Here is a 24,809-nt window from a genome sequence, read left to right as displayed (position 1 = left end):
GTCGCTGCCGTCCTGTAGCCTATACCCCTTGGCCCGACGGGTTTTAATGAGGTGGTGAAACGGGTTTAATCGAGCCACTTTACTCAAGCGGATAGCGCACGTGTCGGATCAGCAGACGGAATCAACCCTTACCCTTATCGAAAACGAGCCCTACTACGAGCCAGTGGCGCAGGAGATAGAGGTCTTCGAGGCCGCCTATCGTAACCACCTGCCGGTGCTGCTGAAGGGGCCAACCGGCTGCGGTAAGACGCGCTTTATGGAGTATATGGCGTGGCGTCTGCAGCGACCGCTGATCACCGTCTCCTGTCACGACGATTTGACCGCCTCCGATCTGGTAGGTCGTTACCTGATCAAGGGCGGTGAGACCACTTGGATCGATGGGCCGTTGGCACGCGCGGTACGTGCGGGTGCGATCTGCTATCTCGATGAGATCGTCGAGGCACGTAAGGATACGATGGTGGTGATCCACCCGCTCGCCGATGATCGTCGTGTATTGCCGATGGAGAAACTTGGTGTACAGCTTGAGGCCGATGGCAATTTCGCCCTCTCGATCTCATACAACCCCGGTTATCAGAGTGTGCTCAAGGATCTAAAACAGAGTACCCGCCAGCGCTTTGTCGCGCTCGAATTCGACTATCCAGACTCCGAACTGGAGCAGCGCATTGTGGTCAAGGAGTCGGGGGTCGATGCAGCGCTGGCAACACAGCTGGTCAAGTTCGCCCACATGACTCGTAACCTGAAAGGGAGCGGTCTGGAGGAGGGGGCGAGTACCCGTCTGCTGGTGCACGCGGCGAAGCTGATTGCTGCCGGTATCGATCCGGTGGTCGCCTGTGAGGGTTCGATTGCACAGGCACTGACCGATGATGCCGAGATGCTGGCCGCGGTCAACGAACTCTCTGCCTCGCTTTTCTGATGCCACTTTTCGTCATCTATTGAGTCATTGTGAGTCAGAACAGCGCACTCTCGGTTGAGACGATACTCGAGCAGCTCAACGAGCTGCTCGAGGTGGAGTTCACCTTTATCCATCCCGAGGGGGCGGCCAACGCCGTCGCCCAGCTCCCCCAGGAAGAGCAGCGCTTTCTGCTCGACTGGGTCGGGCGAATCGCCAGTACCAATATTCAGATCGCCTTTCAGTTTCTCGAGCAGGTCGCCTCGCTGATCGATGTGATGGATCGTGAGGTGATCGAGGCGTGGGCGCTCGATGCGGTCGATACCTACGACAGCTCCGGGCTGCGTGCAGCTATTGAAGTGATCGAGCAGGGCGCGGCCTATGTCGAACGGCACCGTGAGCGTCGAGTTGGAGCGCTGCTGGAACAGAATGAGAGTGTGCTGCTGCACTTTATCCAGGGGTTGAGTGGTCGCCGACTCAAACTCAAACCGGGCGGTGTCGAGGCCTATACCGATAGCGAAACACTGTTCCTGCCTAATGTGACCTCACGCATGGTGACAGCCGAGCAGAACTATCAGCTGCTCAAGGCGACGGCGGTCTATCTCTGGGCGCAGACACGGTTCGGCACCTTCCGCCAACCGTTGACCGAGCAGCTAAGTGGCTACGACGATCTTGGTCATGCCATCGCCTGCTTCGCCTCGCTTGAACGACTGCGGCTCGATAGTTATATCGAGCGGGAGCTGCCTGGCGTGGCACGTCAGATGGTCGCGCTGAAAACGGCATTGGGTGAACTGGAGCTGCCGCCGCAGTGGCAGGGGATTCGCGATTTGCTCTCCGTTGCTGACGCGACGGTTGCCGAGTCGGTGGCACTGGTCGAACAGTGTTATGCGCTACCGCCGCTGCAACCGGTCTGCTATCAGGGAGTGATCGATGCCGCAGAGGTGGCCACCGTTGCTGCGGCGCGAATCGAACGTGAGAAAGCGCTACTGCGCATACGCCTCGGTGAAATCTCACGAGAGGTGGAGGAGGGCGAAGAGGGTGAGGAGGGTCGAGACTGCTCTGAGAAGCCGAAACGTTTCGACATTGAGCTACCCGAAGATCAAGTGTCACATCAGCTGGAGAGCTTTGAGCTAACGATTGATGATCATCCGGTCGCACCACCCGAAGATGTGAAGGCGCTGGTCAGTTCGATCATGCTCGACCTGGGCGAGATTCCCGATGAGTATCTGGTTGCCGCCGGTCCTGGTGAATACGATCCAGGTTTCTATCGTGAGGAGGAGGCCGATCCTGATGCAGTGTGGCAGGGAACCTATCACGAGGAGGGGGCCTTCATCTATCACGAGTGGGACTACAAGCGACAACACTATCGAAAGAACTGGTGTGCGGTGCGTGAGCGTGAGGTGAAGCCGGTCGAGGATGAGTTTGTAGCCGAGACGATGGCGCGATACAGCGGCATGATCAAACAGTTACGTAAGACCTTTGAGGCGATGCGCGATGAAGATCGGCTGCTCAAACGACAGGTCGATGGCGAGGATGTCGATATCGATGCGCTGGTTGAGGCACTCGCTGATGCGCAGGATGGCAGTGAGATGAGTGATCGACTCTTTACTCGCATGCACCGTGCCGATCGAAATATCGCGGTGATGTTAATGGTCGATATGAGCGGCTCGACCAAGGGCTGGATCAACGATGCAGAGCGTGAGTCACTACTGCTGCTCAGTGAGGCGCTTGAATCGCTCGGCGATCGTTACGCCATTTACGGCTTTTCGGGTATGTCGCGCAAGCGTTGCGAGCTGTTTCGAATCAAACGTTTCGATGAGCCTTACAATGAGACGGTGCAGGCGCGTATCAGTGGTATTGAACCGCAGGACTATACCCGTATGGGTTTCGCCATTCGTCATCTCAGTCAGCTGCTCAACGAGGTCGATGCGCGTACTCGAATCTTGATTACCCTCTCCGATGGCAAGCCCGATGACTACAACGACTATCGCGGTGAGTATGGCATTGAAGATACACGCCGGGCACTGATCGAGGCGCGCCGTAGTGGCATCCACCCCTACTGCATCACCATTGATGAGCAGGCGCGCGACTACCTGCCCCATCTCTACGGACCAGCCTCATTTACGGTGGTGGATGATGTGCGTCAGCTGCCGCTAAAGGTCTCTGATATCTATCGTCGACTGACGACCTGAAGTGGGGGCTCCTCGCGCTGGGGTATTCTTGCGAACTAAAAAACGCCATACCGTGCGAACGGCGTGGCGTTTTTTTATAGGGTGTGACTCTTTTTTAGAGGATGCAGTTCTTGGTGTATTCACCGGCTTCGTTTGCGCTCCACTCACCCTTGGGCTTCTCTTTCATCTGCTTACACCAGGCATCGCTGCCAACCTCGGGAGAGCAGGCGGTGATGATAAAGAGCAGTGCGGCGAGTGCTGAGATATTACGGATGATTTTAGTCATTGTGATTCTCCTTGTGAGTGAAATCGTTGCTGATTGAGTCGTCTGTTTAGAGCATGCGCTTGAGAATGTCGCGCGCACTCCCTTTGGCGGTGATGCGGTGTTTGAGCGCGCCGAGGATGTGCAGAGTCACCAGCACCATAATTGCGGTGCCCATGATGTGGTGTGCCTGTTTGGCGGCGTTGGCGATCTCCTTATTCTTGCCTATTAGCTGTGGCAGTTCATAGAGATCAAACAGGTTGATCGGGTAACCTGCCGCCGTTGACATCAGATAACCGCTGACTGGAAGTAGGATGAGCAGCAGATAGAGTAGCCCCTGGAGTGCGTTGATGAGCGCGCTCTCGCCACGCGAGAAGTTGACCGGAAGAGGCGGTGCCGGGCTGATCTTTAGCCAGATGATGCGGGCAATCAGAAGCAGAAGAATCACGACGCCGACAGCCTTGTGCTGCCCGTAGATCATCTGCCGAGTGGTGTCGTCCCTGTCGAGTCCGGTCATATAGAGGCCGACACCGATGAGTGCGATGATCGCCAGTGCCATGATCCAGTGAAGTAGTTTTGAGATGGCACCGTATTCGTAGGCGTTGTTGTTCAGCATAGTGATCTCGATTCCCTGTTGTTTTTGTTGTTTCAGGCTACGCCTAGCATAACGGGCGGCGACGTTTATTTAAAACGGCGCATGGATCGTTATCTGGCGTAACGATGCCAGTACTGTTCGAAGGCCTCGGCATCAGTAGGACGGCTGAAGTGAAAGCCCTGGAAGCGGTTACAGCCGATATCATGCAGGAAGTCGAGCTGTCGCTCATCCTCGATGCCCTCGGCGACGGTCTCAAGTTTGAGCGATTTTGCGAGGCTGACCACGGCGGTGGCAATCATGCAGTCGTTATTGTTGTCGGGAAGATGCATCACAAAGGAGCGGTCGATCTTGAGCATGTCGATCGGCAGGCGGCGCAGATAGGAGAGTGAGGAGTAGCCGGTGCCAAAATCATCAATCGCCACACGGAATCCCTCACTGCGTAGCTGATCGAGTATAGATATGCAGGTGTCGATGTCGTTCATCATGATGTTTTCGGTGATTTCGATCTGGATCTGGTCGCCCGTTAGTCCATGTTTGAGCATCAGTGCGATTAGCGTCTCGGCGAAGTTGAAATGGTAGAGCTGGGCACCAGAGACGTTAATCGAGATGTAGTCGAGTTCGATGCCGCTGTCACGCCACGACTTATATTGTCTGATCGATTCCTCGAAGACCCAGTAGCCGATCGGGATGATAAGGCTCGACTCCTCGGCAATCGGAATGAATTTCATCGGGCTGACGTTGCCGAGCAGGGGGCACTGCCAGCGCAGCAGTGCCTCGGCGCCAAAGACGTGTTGTCTCTCGCAGTCGATCAGCGGTTGGTAGTGGAGGTGAAACTCCTGCCTCTCAAGTGCATGGCGTAGTGCGTTTTCGATGGTGAGCCGCTCGACGGCGCTCTCCGAGAGTTCGCTACTGTATTTGTGATAACCGTCGCGGCCCGACTCCTTGACCTTGTACATAGCCGTGTCGGCGTTCTTGATCAAGGTGACGGAGTCCTCACCGTCATCGGGATAGATGCTGATACCGATACTGCAGCCGATGTGGAGCTGGTGCTCATCAATATCGAATGGCTGCTTGAGTGCGTGAACAATCTTGTTGGCAAAGGTGGTGCAAGCGGTGTCGCTGGTGACATTTTCGATCAGGATGACAAACTCATCACCGCCAAGACGGGCGACGGTGTCCGACTTGCGCGACAGGGAGGAGATCTGTCGAGCAACCTGCTGCAGCAGCGTATCACCCACGTCATGTCCAAGGCTGTCGTTGATGATCTTGAAACGGTCGAGGTCGATGAAGAGCAGACCGATCTTGTTGTCGTTGCGCTCGGCACGTTCGATGGCGTGGTCGAGGCGGTCGTGAAACAGCAGTCGATTGGGTAGCTCGGTGAGTGCGTCGTGGTGGGCCAGGAAGTCGAGCCGCGTCTGCGTCTCTTTGAGTGAGGTGATGTCAGTCAGGATCGAGATATAGTTGGTGGTCTGTCCCTGCCAATCTGTAATCTTGCTGATAGTTTGCAGCAGTGGCACCAGGGAGCCGTTTTTGTGGCGATCAATGATCTCGCCCTTCCAGGTACCGCTCTCCTCCAGGCTCTTCCAGTGCGAAGCGTAGAACTCACTGTCGTGGCGGCCCGATTTGAGCAGGCTGGGGCGCTGACCGATCAGATCGGCGAGGCTGTAGCCGGTGATGCGGGTGAAGGCGCTATTGGTCTCGACGATCTTCGCCTCGCCATCGGTGATCAGAATGCCTTCGGCGGTGTTGTCGAAGACCTTCTCGTAGAGTCGCAGGCTCTCTTCGGCCTGCTTCTGTGCGGTAATCTCGGTGTAGAGGAGGACGGTGCGGCGCGGTGCGCCACCCTTTGATTCGAGATGGGTGGCGTTGACCATGAAGTCGCGTCCATCGATCACAGTCTCACAGGAGAGATTGAGGCTCTTGAGTACCTTCTCGCCGATGCCCTCTTCGCAGGTGCAGATTTCACGCGCAACGTGACCGATGATCTGCTCGCTCTCGAGCTGCTTGAAAAAGAGGGTGTGCGCCAGGCGATTGTACTCCTCGACGCGCCCCTGATCGTCGATCACGACCACGGCGGCGTTGATCGCATCAAGGATGGTACGAATCTCATCCTTGGCTGATGCCAGCTGTTCATTGGTCTCATGCAGGTGCTGCAGCACCTGAGAGAATGATTGCGCAACGATGCCGATCGGATCGAGCTCAATCAGGGTGTGATCATCGAGCTCCTCGGGGCGAAGTGGTAGGGTTCCCATCAGCTTTAATAGCTGATCGATCTTCGCCCTGATATAGGTGATCGATTCGGCATACTTCTCTTCGTAGTCCATCTCTTTCTCTGTAATGGTTTATGCCTTGAAGATCCGTATCTGGTAGCTGCCATCGTCCTTGTTGATTTCGGTTGTTAGACCCATGTTCTTCACGGTATCGGGAATGGTGGCAACTGCCTGTCGGTCATCGGAGATGATGTTGATGGTACATGCACCGCTCTTTAGCTGTTCGACGTGGTTGTTGATCTCCTTGAGTGCCAGCAGCAGACATGAGGGACAGATCTGTCCACGGATATCGAGCTCGATGTTCTGGTCATCTTCCATTCTCTCTCCTTCTCCTGTTTAACGTCCAACCACATATCGTGCGAGTAGACGGCTACCGATCCATGCGCCAGGCAGCAATCCAAGGGCGAAAATTAAGCTCTGCAGAGCGAGAACGGGTACCCCGCCCCAGAGGTGCCAGATGTTGCAGCCGGGAACCATTCTCGCAGCAAGGCCGACGATGAGGCCGCCGAGCAGTGCTGAGGCGTACTGGCGATGTGGGACGCGATAACTCAGCTTGAACTCCTTCAGCAGCAGTGCAGAGAGGGTTGCGCCGAGTGTGATGGCAATGATCAGGGGATATTGAATGGCAGCAACGGCATCGAGCTGTGGTCCTGCACCGCCGCTAATGCGGGTCTCAGTGAGGGGGGGGTGTAGTTGAGTGGCGTGGCATTGAAGTAGACGAGTGATGCGACATGTTCGGGTAGAAAGAGCGCCTCAAAGGTGGCGCCGAGCTTGGCATAGGAGGTGGTGATTCCAAACGGCATGCCGACAAAGAGATAGGAGATAAAACCGAGCAGTGCCAGCAGCAGTGCCGCCTTCCATGGCGCGATATAACCCTCAAGCGCGGTCGATTTGGTCAGCCGGTTGCCACGATGTAGTTGGTAGATATAGATAAGCCCAAGCAGTGCCAGAGGCAGGGTGAGCAGATAGGCTTCGATCTCAAATAGTTGTGGCAGAGTAATGTCACTACTGAGGGTCGTCGCCTTGGCAAATTGTGACCAGTGGGGGTGGAGGTCGGCATAGAGCGCGCTGCCGCTCAATAGACCGATGAAGGCGACAAGGCTCAGCACACTACCAGCCCCCATTTTGTAGAGCGTACCGACCACGCAGCCGCCGGCCAACACCATGCCGATGCCAAACAGCATGCCACCGACAAGGGTGGCGAGTGAGGGTTTGCCGAGTAGTGGGAAGGGGTTTGCGGTGAGTAAACCACTGCTGTTGCCGAGTTGAAATAGCAGCATGCTTGCAACGACCAGAATCAGTAGCATGCGCATCATGTAACCATCTTTGAACAGAAATATGTCGCGGAACATAGCGGTCACGCAGAAGCTGGAGCGGTGCATGATGAAGCCGGCGAGCAGTCCGGTCAGCAGCGAGGTGGTAATAATAAGAGTGTAGGGGTTAGTCATTAATACTTATGTGGTTATTATGGTATTTAATATCCCGATGATAGCGGGTTCTTTGTGTTATTAAAAACAGTCTAAATTGGATCTGGCGTGGTTGGTGTGGCTGGCTGCTACCGGTATGCTTGCCGCGACAACTCATTAACGATGCGGGATATCGATGTCACTTGAGATTACCTTAGTCACCCTCTTCACCATTGGTCTGCTGGGTGGCGTCCACTGCGTGGGAATGTGTGGTGGCATTGTTGGTGCGCTGACCTTTGGTCTGGATGCTGAGCGTCACAACAGTGCCGGCCGTATGATGCCGCTACTGCTGGCCTATAACGCTGGCCGTATTACCAGCTATGTCATTGCGGGCGCTCTGTTTGGCGCGATCGGTATGGTGGCCTCACAGCTCGGAGAGCTACGACAGGTGCAACTGCTGCTACAGCTGGTAGCGGCGTTATTCATGCTGGGCATTGGCCTCTATCTGGGGGGCTGGTGGTATGGCGTGACGCGGATCGAGAAGCTCGGTGGTGTACTGTGGCATCGGATCGAGCCGATCGGACGACGTTTCCTACCTGTTCGCACACCTCGACAGGCGCTGCTGCTCGGTATGTTATGGGGCTGGCTGCCGTGCGGGCTGGTCTACAATGCTCTGATCTTTGCCATGACCTCTGGCGATATTATCTCGGGAGCACTGCTGATGTTGGCCTTCGGCCTTGGTACCCTGCCGAATCTGCTGGCGATGGGATTGGTGGCAACACGGCTGACACAGTGGGCACGCCATCTCTGGGTACGGCGGGCGGCGGGTGTGATGGTGCTGGTTTTCGGCTTTTACATGCTGGCTCTGGCGTTACGCGGCTGGTATCCCAGTTAGCCTGCAACCTCCTGACTGAGGGTGGCTTTGCCGCTGATCCCCTTAATGGTTTGCACCGGCAAAAAATCGGCCTGTGGTCGGCTGAGGTAGTAGCCCTGTCCCATATCGATCCCGATCTCCTGAAGTATCGCGAGGATCTCATCGTTTTCAATGAACTCAGCGATCGCTGTCATGTTGAGACTGCGAGCAACATCGTGGATGGCTCGGATAAAGACCTGATCGGTGCTGTCCTGATGTAAGTTGCGCACAAAGCTGCCGTCGATCTTGATGTAGTCGACATTGAGATTTTTCAGGTAGTGGAACGAGGCGAAGCCAACACCGAAATCATCCAGAGCAAAGCTACAGCCGAGCTCGCGCAGGTCGTTAATGAAGCTGCGCGCCTTATCGAGATTCTCAACCGCCACCGTCTCTGTGACCTCAAAGATGATGGCGTGCGGATCGGCGTTTGAGATGGTGATGGTGTTGCGCACCAGCTCCAGGAAGTCGTTATCACCGAAGTTGCGACCCGAGAGGTTAATCGCCAGTTTAACCGGTTCGCCACGCTTCTCACTCACACCCTGGGTGCGAATGGTCTGCTCTACTACCCAACGGTCGATATCGCGTATCAGACCAAAACGTTCTGCGGTGTCGAGGAAGGCGCCGGGCGGTATGAGTGTGTCGTCGTCATCGAGCATGCGTAGAAGCGCTTCGTAGTGGCTGATCGCACCGCTCTTCAGATTGACAATTGGCTGGTAGTGAAGCACAAAACGATCATTCTCCAGCGCCTGGTGAATACGATCCTCCCAGCGTACCTTGTCGTGCATACGAGCCAGCCGAACATCCTGTTCGCAGTAGATATGGTAGCGATTGCGGCCGAGCTCCTTGGCGGCGTACATGGCGGTATCGGCACGGGCCAATAGTTCACTGGGTAGGGTGCCCTGCTCTGGGAACAGTGCGATACCGATGCTGGCACTGACGCGTGAGGCGTGTTCGCCGTGAATCAGCTCCTCGCCGGTGAGTGCCTCGAGCAGGTTGGTTGCTACCTGCTCCGCCTCGCCCTCTTCAACGCGTGGCAGGATAACGCCGAACTCATCACCACCAAGACGACCGAGCACATCGGTATTGCGAAGAGTGCGCTGCAGGCGTTTAGCGACCTGAGTCAGGTACTCGTCACCGGAGTGGTGGCCGTAGGTGTCATTGATATATTTGAACTGATCGAGATCGATGAAGAGCAGGCCGCCGCTGTGCGCGTAGCGCTCGGCGTAGGCGATATGCTGGTCAAGAATAGTCTGGAAACGGCGACGATTGATCAGGCCGGTGAGTGAGTCGTGTTCGGCAAGATAGACGATGCGTTCCTCGGAGGCCTTCTGCTCGGAGATGTCGAGTAATAATCCACGCAGTACCAGTTCGTTCTGATCGTTATATTCACTGGTGCTGATCATGCGTGCCCAGATGGTGTGGCCACTCTCATCGTAGAGGCGGAAGTCGATGCTAAAGCGGCCAGTGGCGCTGCTGTTGTCCGTAACTGATTCGATCACACACTGCAGGTCATCGGGGTGGGCATGCTTGTGGAAAAAGTCGGGGTGGTACCAGCGCTCTATCGGTAGTCCGAGAAGGTTCTTCGCCTCGTTGCTGACGTAGGTGAAGCAGCCCGATTCCGGCTCTGCCTCCCAGATAACGGCATTAACACCATTGAGCAGGTTGTTGAGATGTGCGGTTTGACGCAGCAGCTTGGTGTGTTCCAGCTCCAACTCTTTCTGTGTGGCATCGAGGTGGTTGGCGAGCTGGTTAAAGGAGTTGGCAACATCGCCAATCTCATCGCTACGATTGATCTCGATACGATGATCCAGGTCACCGCGTTGTAGTGCTTCGGATCCCTGTTTTAGTTGGCGCAGGCTACGGGTCAGAAAGAGGCCGATGGCTACCGTCACCATGATTGAGAAGAGTAGCGCGGCAGCAGCAATAGCGGTGTTTTGGAAGCGAGTCTGTTTGGTCAGGGCCACGACCAGTTTGGTTGAGTAGCCGATGTGCAGGCTGCCGAGCGGTTGACCCGAAACGACGACCGGGTGGGAGAGGTCGAAAACACCATCTTCGGTGGCTTCAATGAAACTCAGGTCGTGGTGGCTATGTGAAAGGTCGGAGCGTTTCTCTATCTTGGTGCCGATGTGCGCCAGTACCCGGTTGTCGAGACCGTAGACGGTGGCGTAGAGCAGGGTCGGATTTTTCTTCAGTGGTGCGAGCGCATCGATGAGCAGCGCACGGTCGAGTGTGATCAGCCCTGGAGCCAGAGAGTTGGCGAGCAGTTCGGCCTTCTCATTGAGTGACTGTTCCATGAGTTCGGCGTGACTGGTGTTGATCAGTCGTACGCTGTTCCAGACCAGTAGAGAGAGCATCAGCGCCTCGATGATGACTACGCTAAGGATGATGCGGGACGCAAAGCGTAGTTGCATCAATGCAGTCCCTTCTTGAGATTGGGCATGAATGCGCGAGCGGGTTCAAACTCCTCGATCGAGGCCGTACGAAATCCTGGGAAGGCAATCTTCTGTAGGATCTGTTGACCATTCTGTGAGCGTTGCAGTGAGATCATGGTCTCGACGAAGAGCCGATTGGTCCTGTCATCGTTGCTGTTGGCGACGAGCACACCCATTCCAGGAAATTGTCGACTAAATTCAATCACTCTGAGCGGAATGCCACTGTGGTGGACTTTTTTGAGTACGTAGTTGGAGATGATTGCTGCGTCCGCCTCGCCGCCAAGCACCGCCTGATAGGCGGCGTTATGTGTCCTGAAGGGAATATATGTGGGACTCTTGTTGCCGGTTACACCGTTCTGTGTAAATAGCTCCTTTCCTGCCAGTGAGATGAAGCCCTGTGCGGGAGGTGTGGCGACACGTAGTTCAGCCAGATCCTCGATGGTTCGATAGGGCGCAGGGTAGGAGACTACGACCTGTGCAGAGACGGCGTTGATCGGCGTGGCGGCCATGCGGTAGTAACCGCTATCAACTGCGAGCAGAGAGAAGGTGGGTGAGGTAAAGACAAGATCGTAGCGTCGTTGTGCGGTGCGCTTAATGAACTCATCGAAGCTACTGGCAGTTTCGATCAGTACCTGTCGTTTCAAGGTGTGGCTGAGGTGGTTGCGTAGCGCTGTGAATCGTTGCATCAACGCAATGGGGCTCATAAAGGGTGTAATACCAAATATGATCGGTCGTTCAGAGTCGTGTTCGGCACTCTCAGCTGCGTATGTTGATGAGAAGTGCGAAACGCAGAGCAGGGCTAGAAGCAGCGTTAACCACTTCCTTAAGCCTATACGGGTTGGTCCCAAGATAGCCTCCATACCACTGGTTGTTTTTTTTATTGTCAGACAAAGTATAGGGCAGTTTAAACCCAAATGGTCAACTGTCCCTTGCAGAGTGGGTGGATTAGTTAAGGGTGGTGAATACGGTAGAGCGCGATCTCACCAAAAAGGTTGGGTAGTTTGGAAGCGAGCAGGGTTTTATTGTGTTTGCGGTTGACCACGCTACGTTCGAGGATTTCGATCCCCTTCTGCTCACAAAGACGTTCGAAATCGGCAATGGTGCAGAGATGTATGTTGGGTGTGTCGTACCACTCGCTGGGCAGGGTGCGGGTGACCGGCATATGACCGCCCAGTGCGAGCTGGATACGGTTCGGCCAGTGGCCGAAGTTGGGGAAGGTGACGATACCCTGACGACCGACACGCAGCATCTCATCGAGCAGCCGCTCAGGGAAGTGCATTGCCTGTAGGGTCTGCGTCATGATCACGTAGTCGAAGGTGTCGGCCTCAAAATCGGCCAGCCCTGCATCGAGATCGGTGTGGATGACATTGACGCCGGCGCGAATACAGGTGGCGATGTTCTTCTCATCGATCTCAAGCCCATAACCGCTCACGTTGTGGCGTTGCTGCAGATGCGCGAGCAGGGTGCCGTCTCCGCAGCCGAGGTCGAGCACCTTGGCCCTGGGTGTGATCCAGTCGTGGATGATCTCCAGGTCGGCGCGAAGGGTCATGATTGCGCTACCTCTTTAATGATGCGTTCCATGTAGGCGTGGAAGATGTCCATATAGGGTTTGATCGGTACCAGGAATGCGTCGTGGCCATGGTGCGCCTCGATCTCGGCGTAGCTTACCTGTTTGTTGCCATCGAGTAGCGCACGCACGATCTCACGCGAACGCTCTGGTGAGAAGCGCCAGTCGCTGGTGAAGGCGATCACCATAAATTTGGCAGTTACCATTGCCAGTGCTGCGGCGAGATTGTCGTTGTGCTCGCTGGCGGGGTCGTAATAGTCGAGTGCCTTGGTCATCAGCAGGTAGGTGTTGGCATCAAATCGGTCGACAAAAGAGCGTCCCTGATAGCGCAGATAGCTCTCCACCTGAAATTCCACATCAAAGCCGTAATTGATCTGTCCCTCGCGTAGTTCTCGCCCGAACTTGGCGCGCATCGAGTCGTCAGAGAGGTAGGTGATGTGCCCCAGCATGCGTGCCAGCATCAGGCCGCGGCGCGGCACCGTATCGTGGCTGTAGTAGTCGCCGTCGTAGAAGTCGGGATCTGACATGATCGCCTGGCGTGCCACCTCGTTGAAGGCGATGTTCTGTGCCGAGAGTTTGGGGGCTGCGGCGATGACGATGGCGTGGCTGATACGCTCCGGGTAGTCGATTGCCCACTGCAGTACCTGCATGCCGCCCAGGCTACCACCAATCACTGCGCTCCAGCGCTCAATACCGAGTACATCACCGAGTCGTGCCTGACTATTGACCCAGTCCTCAACGGTGACGATGGGAAAGTCGGGGCCGTAGGGTCTGCCGGTTTCCGGGTTGGTGGTGGTGGGGCCTGTTGAGCCTTTGCAGCCGCCAAGATTATTAGAGCAGACGACAAAGAAACGGTCGGTATCGATCGGTTTTCCCGGTCCAATTGCCGATTCCCACCAGCCCGGTTTGCGATCATCCATCGAGTTGTAACCAGCGGCGTGCTGGTCACCCGAGAGTGCGTGGCAGATCAGGATCGCATTACTGGCAGAGCTGTTGAGCGTGCCGTAGGTTTCATAGACCAGCGAGTATTCGCCCAGCGTCTTACCGCAGGCAAGCTCGAGTGGCTGACTGAAGTGGTGCGTCTGTGGGGTGACCAGACCGATGGAGTCGGCCGGGATCGTGTCTGGCATTGCGTTCTATTACCTTGCTTCGGTGTCGTTTTGATCGACCGCTGATTCTATGTGAGCACTCGCTCTAAACCAAGCGCTACTGCATGCGCTGCTATTCGGGGGGCTGGAAGGTGACGAGCAACTGCGAAAGCTCCTCATACTGCTGGACCAGCTCTTTCAGGTGCGCCTCAAGCTCGCTGATCTTCGCCTCAACCGTCTCACGCGATTCGTTAATCTTACGTAGCGTCTCGAGACGTTTCTCCATCGACGCCTTGTGCTCCTTGATCTGATTGACCAGCGGGTTCATCACCTCTTTGAGCCAGTTGTCGGCTTGCTGGTTCGCCTTGAAGAAGAGGTTGCGGGCGTGGCTAACCAGCGAAATAAAGAACTTCTTCACCACAAAGCTCTGTTCGGTGAGGGTGGTGACCGGGCTGTTGCGGAATACCTCCGCCTCTTCGTAGAGCTTGTCGAGATCGCCCTTGTAGCGGCTCACGGAGAACATCTTCGGGTTGCCGACGGGCAGTCCATGCTCTTCGTTGAACTTCTTGTAGATAGACATGATTAGACGGCGTGTCTGTTCGGCCTGTTCGCCAGCACGCTCCATAGTGTCGTGGGCGCCCTCAAATAGCGTCTTCATGCCTTTTTTCATGCCGACGGTGGTCCAGCTGTCGACCATCTCCTGACGGGTCTCTGCGATCAGGGTGTCGAGGGAGTCGACGCTCAGGGTGTCGAGCAGGGACTTGGCCTGACGAGCCAGGATGCGGCGGCTGGCCTGGAAATTCTCAACATTCTTCAGGTAGTCGGCCTGCTCGTCGCGGGTCTTGCTCATCAGGTGAGCGATGACCTCGGAGTTTTTGCCACTGATGGCGTGCAGCTCTTCGAGCTGCTTGCGAGTGTTATTGATGCGGGTTTCAACGGTCTGACGGCTTTCGTTGACCATGCCACCGATCTCACCCGCAACGCTCTCCTGCACGATGCGCTGTTTGTCGGGTAGTACCGACTCGGCGATGTGATTCTCCAGCGTCAGCAGCTGGCTGCGCTGGAGTAGTTCATGATCGTCGCGGATCTTGCCTAGCAGACCCTTGTGGGCCGAGAGAGGGAAGATAGAGTCGGCATCAATCTTTAGTGTCTCGGCAGTGGTGTCGCACTGTTGCTTGATGCTGGCCTGAATGGCAGGTTCACCCTTGAGTTCATCCCAGAGGGTATCGGTCTTGTTGAGTACGACCAGCAGCCCCTTGGGATGGCTGTTGCGCACGCCAGTGATGTAGAGCTGCCAGACATCGAGATCACTCTTGGTGACGCCGGTGTCGGCAGCGAGGATGAATAGCACCGCTTGCGCCGAGGGCAGCATATTGACGGTCAACTCCGGCTCCGTGCCGAGAGCGTTGAGTCCAGGGGTGTCGAGAATTACCAATCCCTGCTTGAGCAGCGGATGAGGGAAGCTGATCAGGGCGTGGCGCCACATCGGAATTTCGAGGTGATCAGGTGGATTCTTACGTTCCTCCTGGGTGAGCCACTCCTCGTTGTACATACCGAGTTTTTTCGCCTCATCGAGTGTGACGCGCTTGGTGCGAATCACCTGTTTGAGCGCTTCGGCGACCTGCTCGGGATCGTTGGTGTCGAGTGCAGTCGAGACCCACTGCATCTTATCCAGCTTGAATTCGGCAAGGCTGGTCTCCTGCAGGCGTGTCTCGATAGGGAGCAGTTTGATATAGGCGCCCTTCTCATCCTGGTCATAGAAGAGTTCGGTGGGGCACATAGTGGTACGGCCCGCCTCGGAGGGGAGCAGGCGGCGCTGGAAATCGGCAAAGAAGATGGCGTTGATCAGCTCAGTCTTGCCGCGTGAGAACTCGGCAACAAAGGCGATGGTCAGGTGGTCTTTGCGTAGTGACTCGAGTGTGTCGTAGATGCGCAGATCGACATCGGGACCCCCCAGCTCATTGCGGTCGAGCCACTTCTGGTAATCCTTGATCGCCTCGATGAGATCGCTCTTCCAGTGATCGAAGGCCTCTACCTGTTTTCTGAGTTGATCTTCTGCTGTTGCCATGAGATTGAGTCTACTCGTTTCCGTGAAATTATTGTTCTGTCAGTAGCTTAGCACTGAAAAAGCGCTGCCCCGATCTGCGATTATAGTATAAGTGGCTGATTGGCGAATACCGGGATCTGTCTCACAGTGTAGTTAAGGGATAAACGGCGGCATCTGGCGGGGTGAGCGGATGCGAATTCGTTTGTCGCGACCACTCTCTCCGCTGAGTAATTCGATCTCCCCTTTGGCCACCTTGAACAGCTGGGAAAAAAGTTTGATCAGGTGATTGTTTGCCTTGCCATCGACCGGTGGCGCGGTGATTCGGACTTTAAGTGCATCACCATGCTGACCAATCACCTCGTCGCGACTGGCGCGCGGTTGAATGCGCAGTCTGAGAATCAAATCACTCCCCTCACGGGTCAACCAGCTGGGTTGATCGGTCATTAGTGTGGTAGCGGCATGGCGAGCTGTTGTCCTAGCGCCAGGCTGAAACCAAAATCTCTTAGCGGATCGAGTAGCAGAAGTGAGATGAGGTGCAGTGCTGCCAGCACCAGTAGTGGTGAGAGGTCGAGTCCCGAAACGGGTGGAATCATGCGCCGTGCGCGACCCAGCAGTGGTTCGTTGATCTGGTGCAGCAGGATCATCACCGGATTGTATCCACCCTGCTGCAGCCAGCTGGCGATCACCTGGATAATGATCGAGAAGAGGAAGATGTAGTAGGCGAGTCGGAGTAATCCCTCAACGGTGAGCAGTAGCAGGCCAATCACGTTAGCGCTGTAACCCAGGATCAACATGGTCAGCAGCAGCTCAACAAACTGCAGCGTCACCATCAACGTTACGCTGGCCATGTCGATGCCCCACAGGCCGGGAATGATGCGCCTGATGGGGACCAGTATCGGGTTGGTTACCTTGACCAGAAACTGGGAAAAGGGGTTGTAGTAGTCGGCGCGAATTAGCTGCAACAGAAAACGCATCATGACGGCGAGAATCACTACCCCAAACAGGGTGCTGATTAGAAAGGTACCGGCGTTGCTGAGATAGGGCATTACTCGGCTCCGAACTGCTCGGCCAGCTCAGTGGCGCGGTGGCGTGCGGCACTGAGAGCATCCTTAAAGGCCTTCCGAAGCTCTGCCTGTTCAAGGCTCTTCAGGGCCTGTTCGGTGGTGCCTCCGGGTGAGGTAACGCGTTCACGCAGGGTGGCGGCATCGTCGCTGCTCTCCAGGGCCATCTTGGCGGCACCAAAGGCGGTCTGCAGAGTCAGAAGCTGGGCGTTTTTTTGTGACAGGCCTAGCTCGATGCCTGCCGCTTCCATCGCCTCCATCACCAGGAACAGGTAGGCCGGTCCGCTGCCGGAGAGGGCGGTGACCGCATCCATCTGCGCCTCATCCTCAACCCAGAGGGTGAGGCCGACGGCACGCATGATCGATTCGGCCTGATCTCGTTGCCCGCTGCTGACCGCGGCGTTGGCGTGCAGCGCGGTAGCGCCACTCTGCACCAGTGCCGGGGTGTTGGGCATAGTGCGTACCAGTGCGGTGCTGCCACCGAGCCAGCGATCGATATCCCCTTCGCGAACACCGGCGGCGATCGAAATCAGCAGCGGTTTACGTCGCTGCACCGCTTCGCTCAACCCTTCGCAGACGGTTTTGAGCAGTTGCGGTTTAACCGACAGTAGAATCACATCGGCAGCTTCGATTACATCGAGATTGTTGTCGCTACTATGGATCGGATAGTTGGCGCGAATTGTTTCACGCTGGCCCGGATCGGGATCTGCGACCCAAATCTGGTCGGGATCGAAACCGTCGGCAATCAGCCCGCCGATCAGGCTGCGCGCCATGTTGCCGCCGCCGATAAAACCTACAGTTGTGTTCTTCATGGCTCTCCAGATGGGGTGCTATCGATTCGATTTCAAGTAAGCATACCGCGCCTAGGCGTGACGACAAGCTATGTGATTAATTTCGTGCGCCAAAAATGGCGCTGCCGATCCTGACATAAGTTGCACCCTCGGCGATGGCCGCCTCAAGGTCACTCGACATGCCCATTGAGAGAGTGTCGAGCTGATGCCCCTGTTGGTTGAGTCTCTCAAGCGCCAGTCGAAGTTGGCGAAAGGGAAGTCGTTGTCGCTCGAAATCGTCTTCGGGCGCAGGGATGGTCATCAGGCCACGAAGGGAGACTCCAGGCAGTGCAACTACCTCCTTTGCCAGATCCTCGAGCTCGTCAAAGGTGATGCCCGACTTACTCTGCTCGCCACTGGTGTTGACCTGCAGGCAGATGTTGAGAGGTGGTAGTGATTCAGGTCGCTGTTCGCTGAGGCGTCGGGCAATCTTGAGTCGATCCACGGTATGTACCCAGTTAAAGTTGGCAGCAATGGTCGCCGTTTTGTTTGACTGGATAGCGCCGATAAAATGCCAATCGAGGGCGGGGTTGTGTAGCGTTTCGATCTTCTCTACCGCCTCCTGCAGATAGTTTTCACCAAAACTGTGCTGCCCCTCTGCAATGGCGGCACGAATGGCATCGATTGGTTTGGTCTTGCTGACAGCAAGTAACTGCGCCGAGCCGGGTGACCGCTCAAAGCGCCGTTCGGCATCACTGATTTGCTGGCGAATTTTCTGTAGCTGTGCGGCGATTGTCTTCATGTTCGAATATGTGGTTCTGGACTATAGTGAGATGCCGGTTTAGATTACGAACTATAACTAATTATGGCTGCAAGAACTTAGGGGAATTGCATGGATATTGCCGAGCTGCTCGCCTTCAGCGTAAAGAACAATGCGTCTGACTTACATATCTCAGCGGGCCTGCCACCGATGATTCGTGTCGATGGTGATGTACGTCGAATCAACGTACCTGATCTTGATCACAAGACGGTGCACGGTCTGCTCTACGACATCATGAACGATAAGCAGCGTAAGGATTATGAGGAGTTCTTCGAAACTGACTTCTCTTTTGAGATCCCCAACCTGGCCCGTTTCCGTGTCAATGCCTTCAATCACAATCGTGGTGCAGGTGGTGTGTTCCGTACCATCCCATCCGATATCCTCTCGCTTGAAACCCTTGGCTGTCCGCCGGTGTTCAAGGAGATATCCGATACACCGCGCGGTATGGTGCTGGTTACCGGGCCGACCGGTTCGGGCAAGTCGACTACGCTGGCGGCGATGATCGATTACATCAACGATAATCATCCGGCGCATATCCTTACCGTTGAGGATCCGATCGAGTTTGTACATCAATCGAAGAAGTGTCTGATCAACCAACGTGAGGTGCATCGAGATACACTCGGTTTTAACGAGGCGCTGCGTTCAGCACTGCGTGAAGATCCCGATATCATCCTGGTCGGTGAGATGCGAGATCTCGAGACCATCCGACTGGCGTTGACCGCAGCCGAGACCGGTCACCTGGTCTTCGGTACCCTCCATACCAGCTCAGCGGCAAAGACCATTGACCGTGTTATCGACGTATTTCCAGCGGCTGAGAAGTCGATGGTCCGCTCAATGCTCTCAGAGTCGCTGCGAGCAGTCATCTCCCAAACCCTGTTGAAGAAGACAGGTGGTGGCCGTATCGCGGCACACGAGATCATGATGGGTACGCCTGCGATTCGAAACCTGATTCGTGAGGATAAGGTGGCGCAGATGTACTCTGCGATTCAGACCGGACAGTCGATCGGTATGCAGACCCTTGATCAGTGTCTGCAGGAGATGGTTAAAAAGGGCCAGATTAGCCGTATTGATGCGCGCGCCAAGGCATCGAACAAGGATACCTTCTAGGCGGCCTTTACCCACTCATAGTGCGTTGTAAACGCACGATAATAACAGTGATGCGAGCACCCCTTTGAGGGCAGTGCCCGGGAAAAGATTTGGAGAGTCATATGGATATCGGTTCCCTGCTGAAGTTAATGGTACACAAGGGGGCGTCTGACCTTTTTATTACCGCAGGTGTCCCACCAAGCCTCAAGATCATCGGTAAGGTAGCGCCTGTCACCAAGGAGGCGTTTACTCCCGACCAGGCTCGAGAAGTGGTGATGAGCACCATGAACGAGAAGCAGCGAGCGGAGTTCGAGGCCAACAAGGAGTGCAACTTTGCGCTCAGTGTCTCCGGGGTTGGACGCTTTCGCGCCAGTGCCTTTGTTCAGCGTAACAATGTCGGCATGGTACTGCGTCGTATTGAGGTGACGATTCCGACCTTTGAAGAGCTGACACTGCCGCCGGTGTTGAAAAATCTGGCGATGACCAAGCGTGGTCTGATTATCTTTGTTGGTGGCACTGGTACGGGTAAATCGACCTCACTAGCGGCGATGATCGGTTATCGCAACCGCAATAGCACCGGTCATATCATCACCATTGAGGATCCGATTGAGTTTATTCACCATCACGAGGGTTGCATCGTTACCCAGCGCGAGGTGGGCGTTGATACCGACTCTTTTGCGGTGGCACTGAAAAATACCCTGCGTCAGGCGCCCGATGTGATTCTGATCGGCGAGGTACGTACCCGTGAGACGATGGACCACGCGATCGCCTTTGCCGAAACGGGTCATCTCTGTCTGGCCACCCTGCACGCCAACAACGCCAACCAGGCGCTCGATAGAATGATCAACTTCTTCCCTGAGGATCGTCGCGATCAGCTATTGATGGATCTCTCGCTCAACCTCAAGGCGATCGTGGCGCAGCAGCTGATACCACTTAGGGATGGTGAGGGGCGAGGTGTAGCTGTGGAGGTGTTGATCAACACCCCGCTCGCCTCCGACATGATCCGCAAGGGTGAGGTTCATAAGCTCAAGGAACTGATGAAACAGTCAACCCAGCACGGCATGCGCACCTTCGATCAGGCGCTGTTCCAGCTCTTCAAGGAGGGACGTATCGATCAGGAGGATGCAATCACCTATGCTGATTCGGCCAACGAGGTGCGCCTGATGATCAAGCTCGATGCAGATAGTAGTCGTGCAGACCTTGCCAACTCGCTCGATGGTGTTTCGTTACTCGACGAGGACGTTAATTAGCGTCTGTTAGCCGACCGCAGGGAAGACCTGGTTGGCGTCGAATACTGGGCCATCTACGCAGACCCGCTTCATCGCAGTACCACTCTCAGTGGTCACCTCTACCGCGCAGCCGGCACAACCACCTACAGCACACGCCATGAACTCCTCCAGAGAGACCTGACACGGCAATCCGTAGTCACGGGCAACCGCCGCAACCGCCTCCAGCATCGGATGTGGTCCACAGCTGAAGATCTCCACCTGAGTGCGCTCATCACTGCTGAGTGAGTCGAGCCAGCGGCGTGCCAGATCGGTGACATAACCCTGATGGGTGCCGTTATAACCCTGCAGCGAGGCGAGGCGACTGGCCACACCCCACTCTTCTAAGAGAGGCATTGCGGCATTGGTGTCGGCATCGATACCAGCGACCTCAAGCTTTGATTGGCTGGCGTTGAAGGGGAAGGGTACCTCGGAGCCGAGAATCACCAGTGGAGAGGTTTTGGCTCCACTTTGACGCATCGAATCTGCAAGAAACACCATCGGGGGCATTCCCACGCCGCCACCAATCAGCAGTGGACGGGTGCGTTCTGGAGTAGGTTTGAAGGGGGTGCCGATCGGCCCAATCATGCTAATCGTCTCGCCGGGCTGTCGTTGAGTTAGCAGGCGAGTCCCCTCGCCGAGTGCCTTGTAGAGGATATCCACCCAGCCCGCTTCACTGTCGACGAGCATTAGAGAGAGTGGTCGACGCATCGCCAGCATCGGATCGCACTGAAGGTGAACAAAGCTGCCGGGAAGCGCCTTGGCAGCACACTTCGGTGCCTGCAGACGCAGGATGTGTTGATCACCCTCGAGGTGGCTGTGGCTGATGATTTCAGCCTCCTCGACAAAGAGGGTGCCGCGGTGGGGTCGTTCGATCTCTGCTGCTTGTTGCATCTGTCAGTTCTCTGTTCAGTCTGTGATTAACCGCTGTGGCGCTCGAAGACGAGTCGGCCCTCCAGCAGGGTGTAGTTGATCTGACCCACCATCTCACGCCCTAGGTAAGGGGTGTTATGGCCACGGCTTACCAGTCGTTCTTCTGTAAGCTGCCAGCGTGTCTCTGGATTGAAGATGGTGATATCCGCCGGCATGCCAACCTCAAGCCGGCCACGTTCGATACCGAGTGTGGCAGCAGGCCCCGCAGTGAGGCGCTGCACTATCTGTGATAGCTGCATGCCCGTTCTGCTGCCAAGCTCGAGCATTAGTGGCAGTAGCGTCTCGAGTGCCGAGATGCCTGGTTCAGTCGCAGGGAATGGGGCCAGTTTGGCGTCAGCTTCATGTGGCTGATGATCGGAGCAGACTGCCGAGAGGGTGCCGTCGGCAACCGCTTTACGCAGGCTTTCGCGATCGCTGCTGCTACGCAGGGGTGGCAGCAGGTGATAGAGGCTGTTGAACTCACCGATATGCTCATCGATCAGCATCAGCTGGTGAGCCGCTACATCCGCGGTGACCTTGAGACCATCGTGCTGTGCACGTCGAATCATTTCAATGGCTGCGGCAGTAGAGATGCGGCAGAAGTGGGCGCGTACGCCGGTCTGCTGAATCAGGGCCAGATCGCGGGCTACCTCAGTGGTCTCGGCGGCCTCCGGTATGCCGGGCAGTCCCAGTCGGGTTGCCGTGGGGCCCTCGTGGGCACAGCCATTATTGGCGAGCCAGTGGTCCTCGGGATGGAGGAAGACGACCAGGTCGTGGGTGGCGGCGTACTCAAAGGCGCGACGTAAGACCAAGGGGTTGGCGATCGGCTGGCGTGCATTACTGACGGCGTTACAGCCGGAGCGTTTTAGATCAGCCAGTTCGCTCAGCTGTTCACCTTTTAGTCCCTGAGTCAGGGCGCCGATCGGCAGAACACGCGCAAAGCCTGCATTGCGTGCTCGTTTGCGTACCAGCTCGGCGACGGCGGCAGTATCGGTAACCGGGTCGGTATCGGGTGGCTGGCAGAGTGTGGTGATACCCGCCGCTGCGGCTGCGTGGCTCTCTGAATGGATGTCGGCCTTCTGTTCATCGCCGGGTTCACGAAGGCGTGCGCCAAGATCGATCAGACCGGGGCAGACGACCTGCCCTGCGGCATCAATCGTCTGTTCTGCCACAAAGTTATCGGTTATCTCACCAACGGCGGCAATCCTGCCCGCCTCAATGGCAATTGATGTGATCTCATCGATGTTGTTGGCCGGATCGATCAACCGGCCATTGTTTATCAGGATGCGCACTATTCTGCCCCCCGTTCCAGATCTGGCTGTTGCATTGCCATCGACATTACTGCCATACGCACCGCGATACCGTGGCTGACCTGCTGCAGAATTACTGAGCGTGGCCCATCGGCGACAGTCGAGTCGATCTCGACGCCGCGGTTGATTGGGCCGGGGTGCATCACGATCGCATCCTGCTTGGCGGCGCTGAGCCGCTTTTCGGTAAGGCCGAAACACTCGAAGTACTCGTCTTCACTTGGCAGCATTGCACCCTGCATCCGTTCACGCTGAAGGCGCAGCATAATCACTACATCGACATCCTCAAGTCCCTCGCTGAGGTCGTGGTAGGGGGTGGCGCCAAGCTCGGTGATACCACTCGGCAGCAGTGTGTCGGGTGCAACGACGCGCACCTCTTCGGCACCGAGAATGTTGAGTGCATGGATCTGTGAGCGTGCCACCCGTGAGTGGAGAATATCGCCGACAATCGCCACTTTTAATCCAGTGAATTCGCCCTTGTGGCGACGAATGGTGAACATGTCGAGCATCGCCTGGGTAGGGTGGGCGTGGCGCCCATCACCGGCGTTGATGATGCTGACGCCGGGGGCCGCATGGCGGGCGAAGAAATGGGCGGCGCCGCTATCGGCGTGACGTATCACGAACATGTCGGTATGCATCGCCTCGAGGTTGCGCAGGGTGTCGAGCAGCGTCTCCCCCTTGGTGGTCGCAGAGGCGGCTAGATTAATGTTGAGTACATCAGCCGAGAGACGTTTCTCCGCCAGCTCGAAGGTGGTGCGGGTGCGGGTTGAGGGCTCGAAGAAGAGGTTGACGATGGTCTTGCCGCGTAGCAGTGGGACCTTCTTCACCGGCTGTCCGGTTAGTCCGGAGAACGACTCGGCGGTGTCGAGAATCTCGGTCAGCAGTTCGCGCTGCAGCCCCTCGATGGTGAGAAAGTGACAGAGCTTGCCGTTGTCATCAATCTGGATGTTCTCGCGACTCATGAGCTCTCCTGAACGGTTAGCGAGAGGGGGGCAGGGCCACTCAGTTTGATCTGTTCGCTGCTGGCTAGATTCATGTGTACGCCTGAGACATCGGCGGCGATCGGTAGTTCTCGTCCGGGGCGATCGACCAGTACCGCCAGGGTGATCGAGGCGGGACGTCCGTAATCGAATAGTTCGTTCATTGCCGCACGGATGGTGCGGCCGGTGTAGAGAACGTCATCGACCAGGATGATATGGCGCTCTTCAATCGAGAGCGGCAGGCTTGAGGGTTTGACCTGCGGGTGCATGCCGATACGGGTGAAGTCGTCGCGGTAGAAAGAGATGTCGAGGCTGCCGAGTGGACTCTCCAGATTGAGTAGTTGGTGGAGTCGTTCGGCGACCCAGACGCCACCGGTGTGGATGCCGATCATGATCGGGTCGCTAATAGTACACTCGCTGATATGGGTGCGAAGATCGCGCACCATGTTCTCGAGCAGTAGTCCGGTATCGGTATTGGTCACGTTGTTATGCCCTGTTGGCTATCGAGCCAGCTTTGAAGAATGATTTGCGCGGCAAGTTTATCGATGTCGCCCTTGTTAACGCGACCCTTTCGTCCAGCGCGCCGTGCTTCGCGGGTAATGCGTTCGGCCTCCTGCGAGGAGAGCCGTTCGTCCATCATATAGACAGGCAGGTTAAAACGCCCATGTAGCTGGCGAGAAAAGCGTCTTGCCGCCAGGGTGATCTCACTCTCTTCGCCATTAAGGTGGCACGGCTCACCGACTATCAGGGCGGCAGGGCGCCACTCTTCGATCAACGACCCAATCGCCTCCCAGTCGGGTTTGTTATTGCGACTCTCAAGAGTGATGAGTGTGCTGGCTGAGCTGGTTACTCGCTGTCCAGAAGCGATGCCAATCCGCTTCAGGCCAAAGTCGAAGCCAAGCAGCGTGGCGTTAAGCGGTAGGTCAATAGCGGATTGCTGCGTTTTATCTCGGTTCATCGTGGTGCAA

Annotated in this window: 25 protein-coding genes; 5 read left to right on the top strand and 20 right to left on the bottom strand. The window is 56.2% G+C overall.

Annotation, left to right across the window (positions count from 1 at the left end; genetic code table 11):
- Nucleotides 1-100 precede the first annotated feature (100 nt).
- Nucleotides 101-913, top strand: a complete 813-nt coding sequence (locus tag BOW52_RS01920) for a CbbQ/NirQ/NorQ/GpvN family protein (RefSeq protein ID WP_078482398.1) — start codon at nucleotides 101-103, stop codon at nucleotides 911-913.
- A 29-nt stretch (nucleotides 914-942) separates the two neighbouring features.
- A complete protein-coding gene (locus BOW52_RS01915) occupies nucleotides 943-3,081 on the top strand; it encodes a nitric oxide reductase activation protein NorD (protein ID WP_078482397.1) in 2,139 nt (712 codons plus the stop codon).
- A gap of 94 nt (nucleotides 3,082-3,175) precedes the next feature.
- Here BOW52_RS01915 and BOW52_RS01910 read toward each other — a convergent pair whose 3' ends face one another.
- The 6 genes from BOW52_RS01910 to BOW52_RS01890 form a co-directional block, all read right to left on the bottom strand.
- Complete coding sequence (locus BOW52_RS01910) at nucleotides 3,176-3,346, bottom strand: DUF3012 domain-containing protein (protein WP_078482396.1); 171 nt, start codon at nucleotides 3,344-3,346, stop codon at nucleotides 3,176-3,178.
- A gap of 46 nt (nucleotides 3,347-3,392) precedes the next feature.
- Nucleotides 3,393-3,938 (bottom strand): cytochrome b, encoded by a 546-nt coding sequence (locus BOW52_RS01905; protein ID WP_078482395.1) that lies wholly within the window; start codon nucleotides 3,936-3,938, stop codon nucleotides 3,393-3,395.
- A gap of 89 nt (nucleotides 3,939-4,027) precedes the next feature.
- Nucleotides 4,028-6,241: an EAL domain-containing protein gene (locus tag BOW52_RS01900; protein WP_078482394.1), complete on the bottom strand. Its 2,214-nt coding sequence runs from the start codon at nucleotides 6,239-6,241 to the stop codon at nucleotides 4,028-4,030.
- An 18-nt stretch (nucleotides 6,242-6,259) separates the two neighbouring features.
- Nucleotides 6,260-6,505, bottom strand: a complete 246-nt coding sequence (locus BOW52_RS01895) for a sulfurtransferase TusA family protein (RefSeq protein ID WP_078482393.1) — start codon at nucleotides 6,503-6,505, stop codon at nucleotides 6,260-6,262.
- Nucleotides 6,506-6,523: 18 nt separating this feature from the next.
- Nucleotides 6,524-6,754 (bottom strand): YeeE/YedE thiosulfate transporter family protein, encoded by a 231-nt coding sequence (locus BOW52_RS17265; protein WP_236725610.1) that lies wholly within the window; start codon nucleotides 6,752-6,754, stop codon nucleotides 6,524-6,526.
- Nucleotides 6,755-6,795: 41 nt separating this feature from the next.
- Nucleotides 6,796-7,635, bottom strand: coding sequence for a YeeE/YedE thiosulfate transporter family protein (locus tag BOW52_RS01890; RefSeq protein ID WP_236725606.1), 840 nt, complete (start codon nucleotides 7,633-7,635; stop codon nucleotides 6,796-6,798).
- A 154-nt stretch (nucleotides 7,636-7,789) separates the two neighbouring features.
- On the opposite strand from BOW52_RS01890, the gene BOW52_RS01885 reads away from it, so the two are divergent.
- Complete coding sequence (locus BOW52_RS01885; protein WP_078482392.1) at nucleotides 7,790-8,488, top strand: sulfite exporter TauE/SafE family protein; 699 nt, start codon at nucleotides 7,790-7,792, stop codon at nucleotides 8,486-8,488.
- On the opposite strand, the gene BOW52_RS01880 is transcribed toward BOW52_RS01885, so the two are convergent.
- The 9 genes from BOW52_RS01880 to BOW52_RS01840 form a co-directional block, all read right to left on the bottom strand.
- Nucleotides 8,485-10,917 carry an EAL domain-containing protein gene (locus BOW52_RS01880; protein ID WP_078482391.1) on the bottom strand — a complete coding sequence of 811 codons (2,433 nt, stop codon included), beginning with the start codon at nucleotides 10,915-10,917 and terminating at the stop codon, nucleotides 8,485-8,487. The genes BOW52_RS01885 and BOW52_RS01880 overlap by 4 nt on opposite strands.
- Entirely contained in the window at nucleotides 10,917-11,786 is an 870-nt protein-coding gene (locus BOW52_RS01875) for a phosphate/phosphite/phosphonate ABC transporter substrate-binding protein (RefSeq protein ID WP_174672504.1), read from the bottom strand. Before BOW52_RS01875 ends, BOW52_RS01880 begins: the two co-directional genes overlap by 1 nt.
- Before the next feature lie 101 nt (nucleotides 11,787-11,887).
- On the bottom strand, nucleotides 11,888-12,487 hold the full coding sequence (gene metW / locus BOW52_RS01870) for a methionine biosynthesis protein MetW (RefSeq protein ID WP_078482389.1): 600 nt from the start codon (nucleotides 12,485-12,487) through the stop codon (nucleotides 11,888-11,890).
- On the bottom strand, nucleotides 12,484-13,635 hold the full coding sequence (gene metX / locus BOW52_RS01865; RefSeq protein WP_078482388.1) for a homoserine O-succinyltransferase MetX: 1,152 nt from the start codon (nucleotides 13,633-13,635) through the stop codon (nucleotides 12,484-12,486). Before metX ends, metW begins: the two co-directional genes overlap by 4 nt.
- 91 nt (nucleotides 13,636-13,726) lie before the next feature.
- A complete protein-coding gene (locus BOW52_RS01860) occupies nucleotides 13,727-15,661 on the bottom strand; it encodes a dynamin family protein (RefSeq protein WP_078482387.1) in 1,935 nt (644 codons plus the stop codon).
- Between the two features lie 132 nt (nucleotides 15,662-15,793).
- Nucleotides 15,794-16,084, bottom strand: coding sequence for a DUF167 family protein (locus tag BOW52_RS01855; RefSeq protein ID WP_078482386.1), 291 nt, complete (start codon nucleotides 16,082-16,084; stop codon nucleotides 15,794-15,796).
- Nucleotides 16,084-16,686, bottom strand: a complete 603-nt coding sequence (locus tag BOW52_RS01850) for a YggT family protein (protein WP_078482385.1) — start codon at nucleotides 16,684-16,686, stop codon at nucleotides 16,084-16,086. The genes BOW52_RS01855 and BOW52_RS01850 overlap by 1 nt, the downstream gene beginning before the upstream one ends.
- Nucleotides 16,686-17,513, bottom strand: a complete 828-nt coding sequence (proC, locus tag BOW52_RS01845) for a pyrroline-5-carboxylate reductase (protein WP_078482384.1) — start codon at nucleotides 17,511-17,513, stop codon at nucleotides 16,686-16,688. The genes BOW52_RS01850 and proC overlap by 1 nt, the downstream gene beginning before the upstream one ends.
- A gap of 76 nt (nucleotides 17,514-17,589) precedes the next feature.
- Complete coding sequence (locus BOW52_RS01840; protein ID WP_078482383.1) at nucleotides 17,590-18,273, bottom strand: YggS family pyridoxal phosphate-dependent enzyme; 684 nt, start codon at nucleotides 18,271-18,273, stop codon at nucleotides 17,590-17,592.
- A 90-nt stretch (nucleotides 18,274-18,363) separates the two neighbouring features.
- Between BOW52_RS01840 and BOW52_RS01835 the strand changes: the two genes are divergently transcribed.
- Together BOW52_RS01835 and BOW52_RS01830 are read left to right on the top strand one after the other, a co-directional pair.
- Complete coding sequence (locus BOW52_RS01835) at nucleotides 18,364-19,398, top strand: type IV pilus twitching motility protein PilT (RefSeq protein WP_078482382.1); 1,035 nt, start codon at nucleotides 18,364-18,366, stop codon at nucleotides 19,396-19,398.
- Between the two features lie 101 nt (nucleotides 19,399-19,499).
- Complete coding sequence (locus BOW52_RS01830; RefSeq protein ID WP_078482381.1) at nucleotides 19,500-20,627, top strand: PilT/PilU family type 4a pilus ATPase; 1,128 nt, start codon at nucleotides 19,500-19,502, stop codon at nucleotides 20,625-20,627.
- A 6-nt stretch (nucleotides 20,628-20,633) separates the two neighbouring features.
- On the opposite strand, the gene BOW52_RS01825 is transcribed toward BOW52_RS01830, so the two are convergent.
- The 5 genes from BOW52_RS01825 to ruvX are packed head-to-tail and all read right to left on the bottom strand — an operon-like array spanning nucleotide 20,634 to nucleotide 24,799.
- Nucleotides 20,634-21,536: a dihydroorotate dehydrogenase electron transfer subunit gene (locus BOW52_RS01825; RefSeq protein ID WP_172840067.1), complete on the bottom strand. Its 903-nt coding sequence runs from the start codon at nucleotides 21,534-21,536 to the stop codon at nucleotides 20,634-20,636.
- Between the two features lie 26 nt (nucleotides 21,537-21,562).
- On the bottom strand, nucleotides 21,563-22,846 hold the full coding sequence (locus tag BOW52_RS01820; protein WP_078482380.1) for a dihydroorotase: 1,284 nt from the start codon (nucleotides 22,844-22,846) through the stop codon (nucleotides 21,563-21,565).
- The gene (locus BOW52_RS01815) at nucleotides 22,846-23,823 is read right to left on the bottom strand and encodes an aspartate carbamoyltransferase catalytic subunit (RefSeq protein ID WP_078482379.1); all 978 of its coding nucleotides are present in this window, start codon (nucleotides 23,821-23,823) and stop codon (nucleotides 22,846-22,848) included. The genes BOW52_RS01820 and BOW52_RS01815 overlap by 1 nt, the downstream gene beginning before the upstream one ends.
- The gene (gene pyrR, locus BOW52_RS01810; RefSeq protein WP_269087622.1) at nucleotides 23,820-24,323 is read right to left on the bottom strand and encodes a bifunctional pyr operon transcriptional regulator/uracil phosphoribosyltransferase PyrR; all 504 of its coding nucleotides are present in this window, start codon (nucleotides 24,321-24,323) and stop codon (nucleotides 23,820-23,822) included. Before pyrR ends, BOW52_RS01815 begins: the two co-directional genes overlap by 4 nt.
- Nucleotides 24,320-24,799, bottom strand: coding sequence for a Holliday junction resolvase RuvX (ruvX, locus tag BOW52_RS01805; RefSeq protein ID WP_078482420.1), 480 nt, complete (start codon nucleotides 24,797-24,799; stop codon nucleotides 24,320-24,322). The genes pyrR and ruvX overlap by 4 nt, the downstream gene beginning before the upstream one ends.
- Between the last annotated feature and the right edge of the window lie 10 nt (nucleotides 24,800-24,809).

It is taken from the genome of Solemya pervernicosa gill symbiont, from assembly GCF_002020875.1.
GTDB lineage: Bacteria > Pseudomonadota > Gammaproteobacteria.
This window is presented reverse-complemented; position numbering and strand designations above follow the sequence as displayed.